General features: G+C 64.3%; 12 protein-coding genes and 2 pseudogenes. 3 read left to right on the forward strand and 11 right to left on the reverse strand.

What is annotated here, in order from left to right:
• Positions 1–363: 363 nt before the first annotated feature.
• Positions 364–681, reverse strand: a pseudogene (locus tag Q7U29_RS15460) (ATP-binding protein); the annotation flags it as partial.
• A gap of 37 nt (positions 682–718) precedes the next feature.
• Positions 719–1,153, reverse strand: a complete 435-nt coding sequence (locus Q7U29_RS15465; protein WP_304742889.1) for a hypothetical protein — start codon at positions 1,151–1,153, stop codon at positions 719–721.
• 419 nt (positions 1,154–1,572) lie between these two features.
• Between Q7U29_RS15465 and Q7U29_RS15470 the strand changes: the two genes are divergently transcribed.
• A complete protein-coding gene (locus tag Q7U29_RS15470; RefSeq protein ID WP_304742891.1) occupies positions 1,573–2,724 on the forward strand; it encodes a YaaC family protein in 1,152 nt (383 codons plus the stop codon).
• 167 nt (positions 2,725–2,891) lie between these two features.
• Here Q7U29_RS15470 and Q7U29_RS15475 read toward each other — a convergent pair whose 3' ends face one another.
• The 7 genes from Q7U29_RS15475 to rsmI form a co-directional block, all read right to left on the reverse strand.
• Positions 2,892–4,430, reverse strand: a complete 1,539-nt coding sequence (locus Q7U29_RS15475) for a YifB family Mg chelatase-like AAA ATPase (RefSeq protein ID WP_304742893.1) — start codon at positions 4,428–4,430, stop codon at positions 2,892–2,894.
• Positions 4,431–4,571: 141 nt separating this feature from the next.
• On the reverse strand, positions 4,572–4,919 hold the full coding sequence (locus Q7U29_RS15480) for a KTSC domain-containing protein (RefSeq protein ID WP_304742895.1): 348 nt from the start codon (positions 4,917–4,919) through the stop codon (positions 4,572–4,574).
• Between the two features lie 67 nt (positions 4,920–4,986).
• Complete coding sequence (locus Q7U29_RS15485) at positions 4,987–5,970, reverse strand: MBL fold metallo-hydrolase (protein ID WP_304742897.1); 984 nt, start codon at positions 5,968–5,970, stop codon at positions 4,987–4,989.
• A gap of 177 nt (positions 5,971–6,147) precedes the next feature.
• On the reverse strand, positions 6,148–6,462 hold the full coding sequence (locus Q7U29_RS15490; protein ID WP_304742898.1) for a hypothetical protein: 315 nt from the start codon (positions 6,460–6,462) through the stop codon (positions 6,148–6,150).
• A 245-nt stretch (positions 6,463–6,707) separates the two neighbouring features.
• Positions 6,708–7,649 carry a glutathione synthase gene (gene gshB / locus Q7U29_RS15495; RefSeq protein ID WP_304742900.1) on the reverse strand — a complete coding sequence of 314 codons (942 nt, stop codon included), beginning with the start codon at positions 7,647–7,649 and terminating at the stop codon, positions 6,708–6,710.
• 48 nt (positions 7,650–7,697) lie between these two features.
• Positions 7,698–8,111: a YraN family protein gene (locus Q7U29_RS15500; RefSeq protein ID WP_304742902.1), complete on the reverse strand. Its 414-nt coding sequence runs from the start codon at positions 8,109–8,111 to the stop codon at positions 7,698–7,700.
• Complete coding sequence (gene rsmI, locus Q7U29_RS15505) at positions 8,098–9,063, reverse strand: 16S rRNA (cytidine(1402)-2'-O)-methyltransferase (RefSeq protein ID WP_304742904.1); 966 nt, start codon at positions 9,061–9,063, stop codon at positions 8,098–8,100. The genes Q7U29_RS15500 and rsmI overlap by 14 nt, the downstream gene beginning before the upstream one ends.
• Before the next feature lie 55 nt (positions 9,064–9,118).
• Here rsmI and Q7U29_RS15510 point away from each other — a divergent pair, with 55 nt between their 5' ends.
• Together Q7U29_RS15510 and Q7U29_RS15515 are read left to right on the forward strand one after the other, a co-directional pair.
• Entirely contained in the window at positions 9,119–9,331 is a 213-nt protein-coding gene (locus Q7U29_RS15510; RefSeq protein WP_304742906.1) for a hypothetical protein, read from the forward strand.
• Between the two features lie 68 nt (positions 9,332–9,399).
• A complete protein-coding gene (locus Q7U29_RS15515; protein ID WP_304742908.1) occupies positions 9,400–10,611 on the forward strand; it encodes a penicillin-binding protein activator in 1,212 nt (403 codons plus the stop codon).
• A gap of 149 nt (positions 10,612–10,760) precedes the next feature.
• Here the strand turns inward: Q7U29_RS15515 and hemW are convergent, their stop codons facing one another.
• Both hemW and Q7U29_RS15525 read right to left on the reverse strand, forming a co-directional pair.
• Entirely contained in the window at positions 10,761–11,921 is a 1,161-nt protein-coding gene (hemW, locus tag Q7U29_RS15520) for a radical SAM family heme chaperone HemW (RefSeq protein ID WP_304742910.1), read from the reverse strand.
• Positions 11,908–12,032, reverse strand: a pseudogene (locus Q7U29_RS15525) (non-canonical purine NTP pyrophosphatase); the annotation flags it as partial. The pseudogene Q7U29_RS15525 and the gene hemW, both read right to left, overlap by 14 nt.

The following is a 12,032-nucleotide window of genomic DNA, read 5'->3' on the forward strand; positions in this document are numbered from 1 at the left end:
AGGACCACACCATTTCGCCGTCCGCGCCCATCCTGCCAGAGCTCTCGCCGGTCCTCGTGCGTCCCGGCCAGTTCCAGCGGGGATGGTTAGCAGCGCCGTCCGTCTACACGCCACATGCCGCTCACGAGGTTCATCTCGCCCTGCGGCTGCCACTGCGCGCCCGACGCTGTCGCGTCCATCGCATCCCACCGCGCGTTCGTGACGTGCGCAACGCCCCTTGTCGGGCGGGACGGGCGAATCAGTAAAGGTGATTTGCCCGACGTGTTAAGCGGAATATTTTTTCAAAAGGGGCTTGACATGATTTCTGATAAACAGAAGTGATTTGCCCGTCGGGTCGTTGCAACGGCCAGGTTGCTGTCGATGTCACGCCGCGCTGCGCAGATCCTCCGCCAGCGCCCGATACGACAATGCTTCCGCCAGATGCAGCCGGCCGATTTTGTCGGATCCGTCGAGATCGGCCAGCGTGCGCGCGACGCGCAGCACGCGGTGATAGCCGCGCGCCGACAGCCGCATGGTTTCGGACGCATCGCGCAGCAGCTTTGTGCCCGCAGCGTCGGGCTGGGCGATTTGCTCCAGCAACGAGGCCGGTGCCTCCGCATTGGTGCGGATGTGCGGCAGGCCGGCGGCCGCGTAACGCGCCAGCTGGATGTCGCGCGCGGCGATTTCCGCCGAGCCCTCCGAAAAATCCAGACTGATCTAACGCTAGGATACACATCAGCTATTTCTGCTTGATGTAGATGTTACCTTTGTAGCGCTGGAACTCGAACGTCGCAGGCTTCCCGCGTCCTGTTTCCTGGCCTGTAGTACAGTGAGCGCTAATCGTGGCCAGATAGGCCGTGCCCGAAGGGGCAGTATCCTCTTTCAGGCGGATCGCGACCGGCAAGCAGTAGAACGACTTTTTGTCTATCTCCATGCTGAAGTCATACTTCGTGACGCTCAGGATGTTGGTGCATTTGCGCTCGTCTTCGTCTAGCCAGCTCGGCAGTTTCCAGTTGGTCTGGCCTTCGAAGGTCTCGCCATTGCACCACTCGCCGACGAAATCGATCGGCATCTGCTTGAGTGGGGCAGCGTTCGCGGCGCCGACTGCGATAGCCAGCACTGTGGCAAGGATGGGTGCGGCAATCCTTCTGATCAGGTCGGTATTGCTAGTCATCACTTCCTCCTCGACAACCAGTCCGCTGTCCCCGTGCTGCGCACCGAAGCGGGCCTCATAGTCGCTCGCCCTCTGGCTAGCTCTCGTGTTTCCAGCAGATGATTTTCTCAATGTCAAAAGTCATCCCGAAATGCATTTCTCGTATTGGTAAATGGATTTTGGGGCTCATATCGGCCCGTGGGACCCTTTTGGCTGCAACGCCCAAACGCGGTTCAAGCTTCTCGGTTTTAACCCGCGCGACTGCCGGCCAGCTCCCAGCAGCGGCGCTCCCTTCGGCCTTCGGCGGTGGAGGTCGTCGAATACCTGGGGGTAACCAACCGGCGCCGCCGTGACTTGGAGCAAACAGGTGCTAGTTGCGCTAACACGTCGTTAAGCACTGGAACGCGTGTGCACGTGTGCGGGGGCGCTGTCGAACTCCCATGATCCTCTCTCAGGTCGCCGAAGTCAGGAACCCAGAGCCGAGGGTGGCGTGGGCCTCCCTACAAAGGTTTATGAACGTCTCTTCAGTTACAGACACGCTGGTGCGCCTGCATGGCCTATCGAAGGCCCAGCGACCGAATGCACAAAAGCAGGCCCGGCAAATTCGATATTGCTTGATGCAGGCCCGAGAATACGCAAATGCGGCTCGCGCCGTGTCCCTCGCAACAAAACCGACGCTGTACTATTACTCTGCAATGAGCTTGGCGCTCGCCGAAATCCTGCTGAAACAGTCAGGCGAGAGTAGTCTTGACCGTGCACGCGCTCATCATCGCCATCATGGCCTCATCTTCCGCGATACTCGGTCCGGCAAAATTACCGAGGAGTTCGAGGCAGCCTCTGTGGGCCTTATCGCAAAGCCTATGATTTCTGCGCAAGATGGCCGACTGGGCACATTCGAACTTTGGCACCGCAGCGCACGTGAGGACCCCTATGTTGGTGAGCTGAAGCATCATCACCTAGCCGGAGGCTATAGATCTTCGATTGAGATACTCGGCACCCCGCGCGATGAGCGTATGCCCTTGTTGTCGGATAACGGCCTCTCTCTGTTCGATTGCCTAACCCACATTCCAGATCTGCTTTCCTTTCTGACCTCCCTTGGTGTCGAAAGCGAGTGTCTCCGGGGGAAGATCTCTGCCGACGTGCATGAAAAGCAGCAAAGAGTGGTTCTGCACTTCACTCTTCATCCGTCAGGCAAAGCTGACGCCTTCCTTGATGAAATGCGGGTTCCACCAGGTTTGGTGGATCGGCTCGAATACAAGGACTATCCGGGTGGCGGTTACATCAGCCTGACGACCGACGTTGCGAGCACCGATCAGGGCGGCTTGGTGCTCCCGCCTGCGAGTGCGACGAACAAGGAAGAGTTTCGTTGCTGGATGGGCCCCCAGCCGCTGAACGAGTTTGGCTACATCTACGTGGCACTCTTCATCGTGGGCAACTACGCGCGTTACTACCCGGACCGTTGGGTTCATGATGTTGAAAGCAGCGCCCCTCTCGCGCTTGTAACGGAGGAGCTTCTGGCCATCGCGGAGGCGCGCATGCCGTGGCTAACCCTAGGCGAACTGGCCCGAGGGTACCACGTGTACACGGGCTGAAATCTTTGGCCGGTCTGCCTGTTTGCCGTCGTGGCGGTCTGCTGAACGTCTTGCCTAAGGTAGGACGTGGCGTGCAAGAGGCTACGATGGGGCTCCCTCCAGTCTAAGCGATGCCTCGCATTGAGCCGGGACGGCGCGATCTTGATTCAAACTGATCGGAATGCGCCTTACGCCGCGCTGCGCAGATCCTCGGCCAGCGCGCGATAGGACAGCGCTTCGGCCAGATGCAGCCGGCCGATCTTGTCTGACCCGTCGAGGTCGGCCAGCGTGCGCGCGACGCGCAGCACGCGGTGATAGCCGCGCGCCGACAGCCGCATGGTTTCGGACGCGTCACGCAGCAGCTTTGTACCTTGCGCGTCGGGCTGCGCGATTTGCTCCAGCAGCGAGGCCGGCGCTTCCGCATTGGTGCGGACGTTCGGCAGGCCGGCGGCGGCATAACGCGCGAGCTGGATGTCACGCGCGGCGGCGACGCGTGCGGCAACTTCCGCCGATCCTTCCGCCGGCGGCGGCAGGATCAAATCGGCGGCGGTGACCGCCGGCACCTCGATGCGCAGGTCGATGCGATCCATCAGCGGGCCGGAGATGCGCGCCTGATAATCTCCCGTGCAGCGGTCGACCCGTCCGCGCTTGCAGGCGTAACCGGGTTCATAAGCGTGGCCGCAGCGGCACGGATTCATCGCCGCGATCAGCATGAAGCGCGCGGGGTAAGTGACGCGGTGGTTGGCGCGCGACACCGCGACTTCGCCGTTCTCCATCGGCTGGCGCAGCGAGTCCAATACACGGGCGTCGAACTCCGGCAATTCGTCGAGGAACAGCACGCCCTGATGCGCCAGCGAGATCTCGCCGGGTTTGGCCCGCATGCCGCCGCCGGTCAGCGCCGCCATGCTGGCGGAATGATGCGGGCTGCGAAACGGCCGCCGCGCGGTCAACGCGCCGTCGCGGATTTCACCGGCCACCGAAGCGATCATCGAGACTTCGAGCAGCTCGGACGGCGACAGCGGCGGCAGGATCGAGGGCAGCCTTGCCGCCAGCATCGACTTGCCGGCGCCGGGTGAACCGATCATCAATAGATGATGACCGCCGGCCGCAGCGATCTCCAGCGCGCGTTTGGCACTCTCCTGACCCTTGATGTCGCGCAAATCGAGCCGGTTGACCTCGGCCTCGTGCACCCGGGGTTGCGGCCGCGACAGCACCTGCGTGCCCTTGAAGTGGTTGGCGATCTGGATCAGCGAACTCGCCGCCACGATCTGGATGTCGGGGCTGGCCCAGGCCGCCTCGGCGCCGCAGGCGGCGGGACAGATCAGGCCCTCGTCGCGCGAGTTGGCGCCGATCGCCGCGGGCAGCACGCCGGCCACCGGCGCGATCGATCCGTCGAGGCCCAACTCGCCGAGCACGGTAAAACCGCTCAGGGCATCCGGCGGTATAGCCCCGATCGCCGCCATCAGCCCGAGCGCGATCGGCAGATCATAATGGCTGCCTTCCTTCGGAACGTCGGCGGGGGCGAGATTGACGGTGATGCGGCGGGCGGGAAGCGCCAGCCCGGAGGCGATCAGCGCCGAGCGGACCCGCTCCCTGGCCTCGGACACCGCCTTGTCGGGCAGCCCGACGATGGCGAAAGCGGGCAGGCCGGGCGCGACCTGCACCTGCACGTCGACCGCGCGGGCCTCGATCCCCTCAAAGGCTACGGTAGAAACCCGCTGGACCATGCCCGCCCCTCTCCTTGGGTAAGAGGGTAACGGAACCCGTGGACGAGATCAAGAACATTAAGGGAACACGAGGGGCCGTTGTGTCGTCAAGGCCGCACCAAAGCCGGCGGGTGGCCACATCACCCCCGGGGACAAGCAAAGCTAACGCCCGTCGCTCGTCGCCCTTCGGGCCCCGCAGTCATGCTGCTTCCCGTCCGCACCGCCTTCAAAATTCCGCTTGAAAAATTGCCCCATCGACGGCGCGGCCATCAGGCCGTCGAACGTTGCCGGCGGCAGATCGCAATACTGGAAATGGGTGCCCCTGACGCTGACGATCATGCTGGCCTGCGCCCGGTCGTAACAGGCGCGCTGGATGATCGTGCTGCGCGGCGTGTCGCGGCATTCGTAGCTCGCGAGATCGACGGCGCCGCGATCCCTGACGTCGACCGTCTCGGAGCCGAACTCGGCTGTCAGCAACAGCGCGATGAAGGTGGTGGCCGCTCCGATCATTCAGGCTTCGCTTGTTTCCTGCGAGGTGCGGGGTCGGCCATTGGCCCACCCCGCACCTCCGTTTCGTTCAGAGCTGCATGTTCATCGCTTCGGGATAGTAATGGAAACCCTCTGCGGTCTTGGCGATATGGCCGAAGCCGGGCCAGGCGAAGTGATAGGACATCACGGGGATCTTGTTGGTGGCGATCATGTCCAGCAACTTCACCCGCGTCTCCGCCGCCTGTTTCGGGTCGGTGTCGTAGGAGAATTGCATCCGCGGCTTCTCCAGCAGCAGGATCGGATGATGGGTGAGGTCGCCGAGGAAGCAGAAGGATTTGCCGTTCGAGGTCACCATGAAGATGGTATGGCCGACGGTATGTCCCGGGGCCGAGATGGCCTGCACGCCGGGCAGGAATTCCTGGCCGTCCTTGAAGAACACCATCCGGTCCTTGACCGGCAGCAGGTTCTTGCGGGCGTGGATCACGAAGTCCTTCAGCGGGCCTCCGAGCTTGCCTTCATCGGTCCAGAAATCGAAATCGCTCTGGGCGATGTAGACCTGCGCATTGGGGAACAGCGGCTTGCCGTCGGCGCCGACGATACCGCCGATGTGGTCGATATGGGCGTGCGAGCAGACCACCGCGTCGATGTCGCCGGGCTTGATGCCGGCCTCCGCCATGCTCTTCTGCTGCCGGCCGGTGGTCGGGCCGAATGCCTTCGAGGTGCCCATGCCGGTGTCGAACAGCACCAGCTTGTCGCCCATGTTGACGATCGGCGAGTTCTGTTCGAGCACGACATTGTCCGGCGACAGGAAATTGTCGCTCAGCATCTTCTTCACTTCTTCATCGGGCACGCCGATGAAGGTGCCCTTGGGAGGGCCGAGCGGCAGCGGGCCGTCGGAAACCACGCTGACTTCGGCGTTGCCCAGATTGAAGCGGTAGAAATATTGCGACTGGGTGCCGAGCTTCGGCGCCTTCGCCAGCGCGCTGCCGCCGAGCATGGCCGATGCGCCCAGACTTGCACCAAGTCCGGCGCCGAGTGCGAGCAGGGATCGTCGCGAAACATCCTGTGTCATGCGTTGTCCTCCGATTGTTTTTATGGAAATTGTGCGTTGCAGCCCCGGACTGATCTGTCCGCTTGATGGAGCGGGCATCCCTCAGGTTGCGCCCACTCGTTATGGCTGACAAGCGAAATGGGCCTTTGCAAGGCACAACCAAAACCGCCCGCCGGAAAATCCCGGCGTGCCATCCACTCAATTCATCCTGGAGGGCGCCACCGGATCGGGTTGCGGCTGCGGCGCCTCCAGCATCTTCAGCGCGGCATCGATCGCGCTGCGCAGATTGGCGGCGGCAGTCGGACTGCAGCGCAACCGCCCCGACGACAGGAATTTCACGTCGGTGAGGCCGTTGGCCGTGGGCACCAGAATGCGGGTCGCGAGCTCGATCTCGACGGTGCCCTGCATGATGCCGAAGGCCCCGACGATGTCGAAATAAACCAGCGAGGCCGCGGCGCCGGTGTCCTCGTAAGCGAGAGCGGCAGGGGGTTGCGGTTTTTCCTGGTCAGCCATGCGGCCTCTCCTCGCGTGATTCTTGCTTCTTCTCCCTCGCCCCGCTTGCGGGGAGAGGGTTGGGGTGAGGGGGACTCTCAACGCACTCGGACTCGCGGAGAGTCCCCCTCACCCGGATTGCTTCGCAATCCGACCTCTCCCCGCAAGCGGGGCGAGGTGAGTCAAGCGTCCGTGTCGAATCAGCTCAAATCCGTCATACTCTAACGCCAACCTACGCTGATCGGCGTATCCGGCAACAGCTCTGATTACGCCCGCTTCTTCTCGATCACGTCCCAGATCTTCGCCGCCACGTCCGGCCCGTTGAGCCGTGCGATGGCGCGGATGCCGGTGGGGGAAGTGACGTTGATCTCGGTGAGGAAGCCGTCGATCACGTCGATGCCGACGAACAGCAGGCCGCGCTCGCGCAGTTTGGGGCCGAGCGTCGCGCAGATTTCGCGTTCGCGCGGGGTGAGGTCGGTGGCCTTTGCAGCACCGCCGCGCACCATGTTGGAGCGCAGATCGTCGGCCGCCGGCACGCGGTTGACGGCGCCGGCGAATTCGCCATCGACCAGGATGATGCGCTTGTCGCCGTGCTTGACCTCCGGCAGGAAGCGCTGGATGACCCAGGGCTCCCTGAACGTCACCGAGAACATGTCGAACAGCGAGCCGAAATTCATGTCCTGCGGCATCACGCGGAACACCGCGGCGCCGCCATGGCCGTGCAGCGGCTTCATCACCACGGCGCCGTGCTCCTCGCGGAACGCGTTGATCTCGTCGAGTTCGCGCGAGATCAGCGTCGGCGGCATCAACTCCGGAAAATCCATCACGAACACTTTTTCCGGCGCGTTGCGCACGCTGGCGGGATCGTTCACGACCAGCGTCCTGGGATGGATCCGCTCCAGCAGATGCGTCGAGGTGATGTAGGCGAGGTCGAACGGCGGATCCTGCCGCAGCAGCACCACGTCGAATGTGGTCAGCGGCGTGCGCCTGATCTCGCCGAGGGTGCAGTGATCGCCGACCTCGTCGCGCACCGTCAGCAGCCGGACCGGCGCCACCACTTCCTCGCCGCGCAGCGAGATTTTGTCGGGCGTGTAATAGGACAGCGCATGGCCGCGCTTCTGCGCTTCCAGCAGCAGCGCAAAGGTCGAATCGCCGCGGATGTTGATGCGTTCGATGGGGTCCATCTGGACGGCGACGTTCAATTTCATGTAAGGGGTCCGCGAGTTGGTGGGATGTTGGTCTTTGGTCGGCAAGGATCAGGTGCTGGCGTCGAATGCCGCTAACAGATGGCGCGGCAGGCGCCTCGGCGCAATCAGCACGGCGTCGAAACGCAGCTCGAATTCCGCATGTTCGGGATGCGCCATCAGCCAGGCCTGGGCGGCGGCGATGATACGGGCCTGCTGCCGCGGCGTCACCGCATAGGCGGCCTCATCCAGGCTGGCGCGCGCCTTGACCTCGACGAACGCCACCAGATTGCGCTTGCGCGCCACCAGATCGATCTCGCCATGCGGCGTGCGAAACCGTTTTGCCAGGATGCGATAGCCCTTTGCCATCAGATAAGCACCGGCGCGCGCTTCCGCCGAGATGCCGGTGCGAAACGCCGCGACCCGTTCGGGCGAGGCGATCTTTGTCGGCTGGCCGGGCGGCGCTGCGCCGTCAGTCTTCGCCATCGCCGTCCGCCGCTCGTTGGTGCGTCTCTTTGGCGAGTTCGAGCGCGCGGGCATAGATCTCGCGGCGCGGCCGGCCGGATAGTTCGACCGCGTGCGTCACCGCATCCTTGACGCTGTCGCGCTGCAGCGAGCTGCGCAGCAGAGCATCCAGCGCCTCCCCGGTCATCGCTAAAGCGCGGGCCGCTGGCGGGCCGATCACCAGCACGAATTCGCCGCGGGTCTCCAGCGTGTCGGCTTTAACGGCGAGTTCGGAAACCGGCCCGCGCAAAATCTCTTCATGCAGCTTGGTCATTTCGCGGCAGATCGCGGCATCGCGCGTGCCCATGATGCCCGCGAGATCGGCCAGCGTATCCTGCACCCGATTGCCGGAGTCGAACATCACAAGCGTGGCGTCGATCCGGGACAGCTCGGTCAGCCGCGCGCGGCGCGCGGTCCCGCGCGACGGCAGAAATCCCTCGAAGAAAAACCGGTCGGTGGGCAATGCCGCCACGCACAGCGCGGCCAGCACCGAGGAGGGGCCCGGCAGCGCGATCACGGCATGGCCGGCGGCGCAGACCTCGCGCACGAGCTTGAAGCCTGGATCGGAAATCAGCGGCGTGCCGGCATCCGAGACCAGCGCGATCGAGGCGCCCTGCGCCAGCTTCTGCAGGATGACGGGGCGGGCCTGTGCGGCGTTGTGCTCGTGATAGGGTTTGAGCAGCCCCGAAATCCCGTAGCGCTCGGTCAGGCGGCGCGTCATCCTGGTGTCTTCGCAGGCGATGATGTCGACGCCGGCCAGGGTTTCCAGCGCGCGCAGCGTAATGTCGCCGAGATTGCCGATCGGGGTGGCCACCAGATGCAGGCCGGGAACCGCCTTCGGCGCGGTCAGGACGTGCTCGCCCAGTGAAAATGTGCGGCTCGCGGGATCCGCTGATCTATCAGACGTATTTATGGACGCGGGCTTTGGGCGCATAATGCCAATCTAGAGCATGATCCGGAAAAGTGGGAACCGGTTTTCCGATTAGATCATGCGCAAGCAAAAGGGTGATAATATTGATCCGATTGAATTCAATCGGACCATATTTGAGGAGACGGCTGTTACGCCACAAGGCTGGCGCAAGGCGGCTGCCGGAGGGGTGGTCGCGGCGCGCGAGAAGGAAGCAGGGGCCTGCAACCGGCGGCCAAGGGCCATCGCCACAATCCTTTTGATTTGGTTAACTATTCGTCGACAATATGCCTGAATCCACCCCCCTGATCACTGGGAGGTCGAAGTGCCGGCCTTCCTCGGTCGGGCAAGAGAAGAGATGCGATGCTGGGGCCACTCGAACCCAAATCAGGGCCTTTCAAGCCGCCGTCGGGGGCCACCCGGCGGACGGCACTCGGCCTGATTCTGGGCGCGCCCCTGCTGGGGGCCTGCGCGGGCGGCTCGATTTCAAATCCGTTCAGTTCGGGACCCGATGCCGGTCCGGCGGGCCCACCGCAGCAGCCGCAGGCCGTCGGCACCGGCGGGGTCAAGGTCGGGCTGGTGCTGCCTCTGTCGGCGTCCGGCAATGCCGGCGTCGCGGCGCAGTCGATGAAGAATGCCGCCGAGATGGCGCTGGCGGAATTCCAGAATCCCAATATCCAGCTGCTGATCAAGGACGACGGCGGCACCCCGCAGGGTGCGAGCCAGGGAACCCAGCAGGCGCTCGACGAAGGCGCCGAGATTATTCTCGGTCCGCTGTTTGCGGCGTCGGTGCCGTCGACGGCCGCGCTGACGCGCCCCCGTGGCGTCTCCGTGATCGCGTTCTCGACCGATTCGAGCGTCGCCGGCCGCGGCGTCTATTTGCTCAGTTTCCTGCCCGAATCCGACGTCAACCGGATCATCGAATACGCCGCCGGCACCGGCAAGCGATCGTTCGCGGCCCTGCTGCCCGACAATGCCTATGGCAACGTGGTGGAGGCCGCGTTCAAGCAGGCGGCCGGCCGCAGGAACGGGCGCATCGTCGCGTTCGAAAAATACGGCGCCGATCGCGCCGCGCCGGCGCGCACCGTGGCGCAGGCGCTGGGGTCGGCCGATGCGCTGTTCATCGCCGACGACGGCGACTCCGTGGTGCAGGTCGCCGACGCGCTGACCGCGGCTGGCGCGAATCTGAAAAACATCCAGCTGCTCGGCACCGGTCTGTGGGACAATCCGCGGGTATTCGCGAGCCCGGCACTGCAAGGCGGGCTCTATGCCGCGCCGGATCCTTCCGGCTTCCGCGCTTTCTCCGGCCGCTACCGCACCAGGTTCGGCGCCGATCCGGTGCGCACCGCCACCTTGGCCTATGACGCGGTGGCGCTGGTCGCCGCATTGGCGCGTACGCAAGGGACGCAGAGGTTTTCGCCTGAGGTGCTGACCAATCCGTCGGGCTTTGCCGGCATCGATGGCCTGTTTCGGTTCCGCGCCGACGGCACCAACGAACGCGGCCTCGCGGTCATGAAGGTGGGATCGGGCGGCGGCACGCCGGTCGCCGGTTCACCGAAGAGTTTTGGGGCGTGAGCCGCTGCACAAGTTGTTGTCGTCCCTGCGAACGCAGGGACCCATAATCACCGGCGGTTATTGATAGAAGAAGCTGTCGAACATTTTGCCCGAACGAGGGGCCGTGGCGTATGGGTCCCCGCGTTCGCGGGGACGACTCGTTGAGAAATCTACGCCGCCAAATCCGCCACCACGGCGTCGAGCACCGGAAATCCGGCCTGCGTCACCCGCAGCCGGCCGTTGGCGTCGACGGTGATGGCGCCTTCTTCGCGCAGGATGGCGATACGGCCGGGATCCAGTGTGCGGCCGGACAGCGCCGCGTAGCGGTCGGGATCGATGCCCTCGGTGAGCCGCAGGCCCATCAACAAAAATTCATCGGCGCGCTCTTCGCTGTTGAGGGGATCGTCGACCACAACGCCGTGGCCGTTGGCCTCGACGCGCATCAGCCAGGCCTCGGGACGTTTTTCGGTGGCGATGGCGTGCCTCGTGCCGTCGATATCGAGGCGGCCGTGCGCGCCGGGACCGATGCCGGCATATTCCTCGCCGCGCCAGTAGACCAGGTTATGTTTGCACTCCGCGCCGGCCCGGGCGTGGTTGGAAATCTCGTAGGACGGCAATCCGTGTTGGGCGCAAACTTCCTGGGTGACGTCGTAGAGCGCGCGCGCCACCGCTTCGTCCGGCGTCTTCAGCTTGCCGGCGGCATGCAGGCCGAAGAAAGGCGTGCCTTCCTCGATGGTGAGTTGATAGAGCGACAGATGCTCGGCCGCTTCCGAGATCGCCAGCTTCAGTTCATCCGCCCACATCTGCGGGGTCTGGTCGGGACGCGCGTAAATCAAATCGAACGAGTAACGGTCGAACGCGGTGCGCGCGATCGCGACCGCGTCGAGCGCCTCGCGCGCGGTATGCAGCCGTCCCAGCGCCTTCAGCGAGGCATCGTCGAGCGCCTGCACGCCGAGCGAAACCCGGTTGACGCCGGCGGCACGATAGCCGCGAAACCGCGTCGCCTCGACGCTGGTCGGATTGGCTTCCAGCGAGACCTCGGCATCGGGCGCGACGCGCCAGTGTTTTGCAATGGCATCCAGAATGGCGCCGACGGTTTTCGGCTGCATCAGCGACGGCGTGCCGCCGCCGAGAAAGATTGAGGAGACTTCGCGGCCCGGCGCGCGCGCCGCGGTGGCCTCGATCTCGCGGGCGAAGGCGAGCGCGAAGCGCTCCTCGTCGATCGGGGCGTGCCGGACATGGCTGTTGAAATCGCAATATGGGCATTTCGACAGGCAGAACGGCCAATGCACGTAGACGCCGAACGCTTTTTCCCTGTCAGCGCTGGTCAAGGCAGATCTCCGCGAGTTTGACGAAGGCGCGGGCGCGGTGCGACAGGCCGAGCCCCAGCGGCGGCAGGCCGTGTTTTTCGAGGCTGGTCATTTCGCCGAAAGTGCGCGTGT

The organism is Bradyrhizobium sp. (assembly GCF_030654605.1).
Classification (GTDB): domain Bacteria; phylum Pseudomonadota; class Alphaproteobacteria; order Rhizobiales; family Xanthobacteraceae; genus Bradyrhizobium.